The organism is Roseisolibacter sp. H3M3-2, from assembly GCF_029211165.1.
GTDB lineage: Bacteria > Gemmatimonadota > Gemmatimonadetes > Gemmatimonadales > Gemmatimonadaceae > Roseisolibacter.
In genome coordinates this window covers 1-2,813 of the sequence record NZ_JARGEK010000493.1, presented here as the reverse complement: position 1 = coordinate 2,813, position 2,813 = coordinate 1, and the positions used below count along the sequence as shown (strand labels likewise).

Annotated in this window: 5 protein-coding genes; 2 read left to right on the top strand and 3 right to left on the bottom strand. The window is 77.0% G+C overall.

What is annotated here, in order from left to right; all coding sequences use genetic code 11:
• The coding region (locus PYV61_RS23530; protein WP_275836294.1) for a chorismate mutase at nucleotides 1–244 on the top strand (244 nt) is incomplete at its 5' end.
• A 35-nt stretch (nucleotides 245–279) separates the two neighbouring features.
• Nucleotides 280–1,356 carry a lysylphosphatidylglycerol synthase domain-containing protein gene (locus tag PYV61_RS23525; protein ID WP_275836292.1) on the top strand — a complete coding sequence of 359 codons (1,077 nt, stop codon included), beginning with the start codon at nucleotides 280–282 and terminating at the stop codon, nucleotides 1,354–1,356.
• Nucleotides 1,357–1,363: 7 nt separating this feature from the next.
• On the opposite strand, the gene PYV61_RS23520 is transcribed toward PYV61_RS23525, so the two are convergent.
• From PYV61_RS23520 to PYV61_RS23510, 3 genes are read right to left on the bottom strand one after another with little or no spacing between them, the layout of a single operon-like run.
• Nucleotides 1,364–1,867, bottom strand: coding sequence for a DinB family protein (locus PYV61_RS23520; RefSeq protein WP_275836290.1), 504 nt, complete (start codon nucleotides 1,865–1,867; stop codon nucleotides 1,364–1,366).
• Nucleotides 1,864–2,088: a hypothetical protein gene (locus PYV61_RS23515; RefSeq protein WP_275836288.1), complete on the bottom strand. Its 225-nt coding sequence runs from the start codon at nucleotides 2,086–2,088 to the stop codon at nucleotides 1,864–1,866. The genes PYV61_RS23520 and PYV61_RS23515 overlap by 4 nt, the downstream gene beginning before the upstream one ends.
• Before the next feature lie 9 nt (nucleotides 2,089–2,097).
• Complete coding sequence (locus tag PYV61_RS23510; protein WP_275836286.1) at nucleotides 2,098–2,649, bottom strand: DUF1003 domain-containing protein; 552 nt, start codon at nucleotides 2,647–2,649, stop codon at nucleotides 2,098–2,100.
• Between the last annotated feature and the right edge of the window lie 164 nt (nucleotides 2,650–2,813).

Genomic DNA, 2,813 nt, shown 5'->3' with positions numbered 1-2,813 from the left:
GGCGCGGGTGGACGCGGAGCTGGCGGCGCTGCTCGCCGAGCGGGCGCGCCTGGCCGGCCGGATCGGCGCCGAGAAGCGCCGGCTGGGGCGGCCGACGCTCGACCCGCCGCGCGAGGCGCAGGTGGTGCGCCGGGCGGCCGAGCTGGCGCGGGCGGCCGGGATGGCCGACGAGGAGGGGGTGCGGGGGGTCTTCTGGCAGCTGATGGCGATGGCCCGGCGGGCGCAGGCCGGAGGGGGCGGCTAGGTTAGGGGGCCCGCCTCCCCCCAGCCGTCCCGTCGTTGTCGCCCCTCCGCTGGCTCGTCACCCTCCTGTCGTTCGCCGCCGCCGTCGGCGCCTCCGCCTACGTGGTGTGGAGCAGCTGGCCGACGGGGGGCGCGTCGGTCAACCTGCCGCTGCTGGCGCACCTGCTGGGGGGCGGCGCGTTCGCGGCGGAGCTGCTGGCGCGGGCCTGGAAGATCCAGCTCTCGGCGCGGGCGCTGCACCTCCCGCTCGGCTTCGGCGCGGCGCTGCGCGTGTGCCTGGGCGGCGACTTCGGCGCCGCGATCACGCCGGCGCGCTCGGGGGCGGAGCCGGCGCGCTACCTGGTGCTGACCGAGGCGCGCGTGCCGGCGGCGGGGCGGCTGCTGATCCTGTTCGCGGAGCTGTTCCTCGAGGTCGTGTCGCTCGCGCTGGTGGCGCTCGGGCTGGCGCTGGTGTTCCGCGGCGGCGGCGCGGCGCTCACCGGGATCCAGGGGCTGGTCGGCGGCTACGCGGCGTTCGTGATCGGCGTCGGCGTGTTCGGGATGGCGCTGGCGCGCCGCAACGCGAGCGGGCCGCCGCCGGGGTGGGCCGCGGCGCTCGGGCTGCACGCGGGGCGGTGGCGCACGATCCAGCGCTCGCTGCGCCAGCTGCGCACCAGCGTGCAGGGCGTGCGCGAGGCGCGCATGGGGATGATGGCGCTCGCGCTGCTGGCGTCGGTGGCGCACGTCGTCGCGCGCGTGCTGGTGCTGCCGGGGCTCGTGGCCGGGGCGGTGCTCGCGGGGGCGGCGGCCGCGCCGCTGACGCGCGACGCGATGGCGCCGCTGGTGCTCTGGCCGCTGGCGCTGCAGTACGGCGGCGTGGTGGCGCCGGCGCCGGGCGGGGGCGGCTTCATCGAGGCCGCGTTCGGGGCGACGCTCAAGAGCGCGATCCCGGCGCGGCTGTTCGGCGCGTCGCTGATCTGGTGGCGCGTCTACACGTTCTACGCGTACGTGGCGCTGGGCGGGCTGGCGGCGGGGCGCACCGTGCTGCGCGCGCTGCGGCAGCGGCGCGCGGGGGCACACGCGAACGGCGCCGCCCCCGACTCGTCGGAGGCGGCGCCGGCGACGGCGCGGTGAGCGGAGACTACTGCTCGTCCGCCGAGGGGCCGTAGGTCCCCGGCACCGGCACGCCGAGGAGGCGCAGGTAGACGCCGAGCTGCGCGCGGTGGTGCACGAGGTGGCTGATGCCCGCCATGCGGAGCGCGACGGCGCGCGGCGCCGCCATCATGACCTGCGGGCCGGCGCGCAGCGTCCACGTGCGCCCGACGTCCTCCCACGTCAGCGCCTGCACGGCGGCGCGCAGCTTGGCGGCGCCGGCGTCGAAGCCGGCGAGCAGCTGCTCGGTCGACTCGAAGGGGACGGTCGCGTACTCGCCCTTGGCGAAGTCCAGCTCGTCCCTCGAGGCGATCGACGTCGCGAAGCCCATCAGCTCGACGAGGTGCGCGCCGAGCCGGCCGAGGTTCATCGACTTCTCGTGCGGGACGTAGCCCGCCTGCGCGTCGGGCACGCGCTCGAGCGTGGTGCGGGCCACCGACAGCTCGCGGTCGAGGTCGGGGTAGAGGAGCTGCGCCGGGGACTGGTCGTTCATCGGGGCGGGGGAACGGGGTCGCCGTGGCGGCACGCCACGCAGAGGATGGGGCGGCGGTACTCGTGCACCATGCGGCGCCACCACGAGCCGTGGAGGTGGCGGCTGCAGAGGATGCGGCGGCACCGCTCGCAGGTGCCGCCCGTCATCAGGTCGAGGCGGCCGCCGCAGGCGTCGCACTCGGTCCCGAGGTCGGTGCGGCGGAGGAATCCTTGCTTGAACACGCCGGCAATCTACTCCGCGCCGCGCTCGGACGCCTCCATGTGGGTGAGCACCACCTCGGGGCGGACGTCCTGCGCCAGCTCGTCGAGCGCCGGGTCGCGCGCCTGCTCGATCCCCATCCGGCGCGCCATCTCGCGGACGAGGGTGATGAGCTGGGTGACCTCGTGCTCGGCCAGGAGGCTCACCTGCAGGTCGAGGTCGGCCCGCTTGTCGGCCTGCGCCTGCATCCGGTTCTGCGAGATGAGGACGAACGTCGAGAGGAAGATGGCCTCGACGGACGCGACCATCGCCAGCACGGTGAACCCGGGGTCGAACTGCCGCACGCCGGGGACGACGCCGAGGTTCCCGACCACCCAGGCGCCGAAGAGCACGAGGTGGATGCCGACGAACCGCATGCTCCCCGCGAAGCGCGTGATCGCGTCGGCGGCGCGCTCCGGCGTCGCGCGGCGCGCCTCGTCGTGCCGGCGCCGCTCGAGCAGCGCGGCGATGTTGCGCGCGACGACGTCGGCGACGTCGGACGGGGGGGCGCGCTCGTGCGCGCGGCGGTCGGCGGATGGGGGCATGCCGGCGGGACGCGCAATGCGCGCGCCCCGGGCGCTGGCGGCGTGCCGGTCCGGGCGAAAGGTTGACGGGGTCCCCCGCCCCGTGCCGATGCGCCCGCGCCGACTCCCGCGCCCGCTCGCCCTGGCCCTCGCGGCCGACCCGACCGCCCTCGCCGCGCTCACCG

What these genes read in the sequence shown, in the direction of transcription:
- PYV61_RS23520 (WP_275836290.1), bottom strand. Translation starts at nt 1,867, where the DNA reads ATGAACGACCAGTCCCCGGCGCAGCTCCTCTACCCCGACCTCGACCGC.
- PYV61_RS23510 (WP_275836286.1), bottom strand. Translation starts at nt 2,649, where the DNA reads ATGCCCCCATCCGCCGACCGCCGCGCGCACGAGCGCGCCCCCCCGTCC.